The sequence below is a fragment of the Ruegeria sp. AI2 genome, from assembly GCF_056541275.1.
The window spans coordinates 1-1,628 of sequence record NZ_JBQFYB010000053.1 but is presented as its reverse complement, the minus strand read 5'-3'; the positions used below and the strand labels follow the sequence as shown (position 1 = coordinate 1,628).

Here is a 1,628-nt window from a genome sequence, read left to right as displayed (position 1 = left end):
CCATCGAAAACCAAGTGCTGCCCCAACGCGGATGCCCGCAAGATCAGCCGCGAAGAAACAGAAGACGCCCGCCAGGTGGCTCGAGACATTGCCAAGACCCGCCAGTACGACATCTCAATGAAGCTCAGAAAGAAGGTGGAAATGCTCTTCGCCCACCTCAAACGCATTCTCGGCCTGGGTCGGCTCCGATTACGTGGCCCATGCGGCGCAAACGACGAATTCCTCCTCGCCGCCACCGCCCAGAACCTCCGCAAACTGGCCAAGATCTTTCCCGCACCGCAGCAAACACGTAAAGCCTGATCAGAAAGGCACTCGCGCTCGGTTCAGCACACCACTTTCTGCGTCCGCAACACGTTGTTTTTCCACAGAATCGGCGTATTTCGTTGAAAAACTCTTGGTTGATTGAGTGGTAAGTCGCTGATTCAATTCGTCCTGTAGGGAGGAATTGGCGATGATGGGACCGAGGCAGGAAGCGCAGGCGGCGTTGTTCTACGAGTTCTCGCTGGAAGATCATGTCCCGCAAGATCACCTGCTGCGCTCGATTGATCGGTTCGTCGATCTTGGCAGCATCCGGTCGCATCTGGCGGAGTTCTACAGCCATACTGGACGCCCCTCGGTTGACCCCGAGTTGCTTATCCGAATGCTACTCGTGGGCTACTGCTTCGGGATCCGGTCCGAGCGGCGGCTTTGTGAAGAGGTTCATCTGAACCTAGCCTATCGGTGGTTCTGTCGGCTCGATCTGAACGACCGTGTGCCGGATCATTCCACATTCTCGAAGAACCGGCATGGGCGGTTCCGCGAAAGCGAACTGCTGCGCTACCTGTTCGAGATGACCGTGGCACACAGCATTGAGGAAGGCCTCGTCAGCGGTCAGCGTATGGCCATCGATGCAAGCTTGATCGAAGCCGATGCCAACAAGCAGAACTCAACGCCGAAGGAAGAGTGGGACGCCTCAACCGTTGATCCGACCGACGCGCCCCGCGCCGTCCGCGAGTATCTCGACACGCTGGACGAGGCTGCGTTCGGCGCTGCCAGCGAGGTTCAGCCCAAGTTCACATCGCATTCCGATCCGGCGAGCCAATGGACCGCAGCCCGCAAAGGCCCTGCATTCTTTAGCTATTCCGACAACTACCTGATCGATACAGATCACGGAGTTATCATCGACGTCGAAGCCACCAGATCAATCCGTCAGGCTGAGGTCGGATCGACCAAGACCATGTTGAACCGAGTAAAGGAACGGTTCGATCTGCATCCGGAGAGACTAATCGCGGACACCGCCTATGGCACCGGCCCACTTCTGGGCTGGCTGGTTGATCGCAAGATTGCGCCGCATATCCCGGTGTTCGACAAGTCCGGTCGCAATGACGGCACCTGGACCCGCGCCGACTTCGAATGGGATGCTGAGAATGACCAATACATCTGTCCCGAAGGTCACGCCCTCAAGCAGTTCCGCCGCAACTACTCAGACCCCAACCGCGGTCCGACGGGCAAGGGCACCGCTCGCTATCGCGCTCTGAAAGAGGTCTGTCAGGTCTGCCCATCGAAAACCAAGTGCTGCCCCAACGCGGATGCCCGCAAGATCAGCCGCGAAGAAACAGAAGACGCCCGCCAGGTGGCTCGAGACATTG

The 1,628-nt window shown here is 58.2% G+C and carries 2 protein-coding genes; both read left to right on the top strand.

Features of this window, described 5'->3' with window-relative positions; genetic code table 11:
* Positions 1–300 (top strand): transposase (locus ACR0LL_RS21085; RefSeq protein WP_480448290.1); only part of this gene is annotated, 300 nt, incomplete at its 5' end.
* A gap of 151 nt (positions 301–451) precedes the next feature.
* On the top strand, positions 452–1,628 hold a 1,177-nt coding region (locus tag ACR0LL_RS21080; RefSeq protein ID WP_480448288.1), incomplete at its 3' end, for an IS1182 family transposase.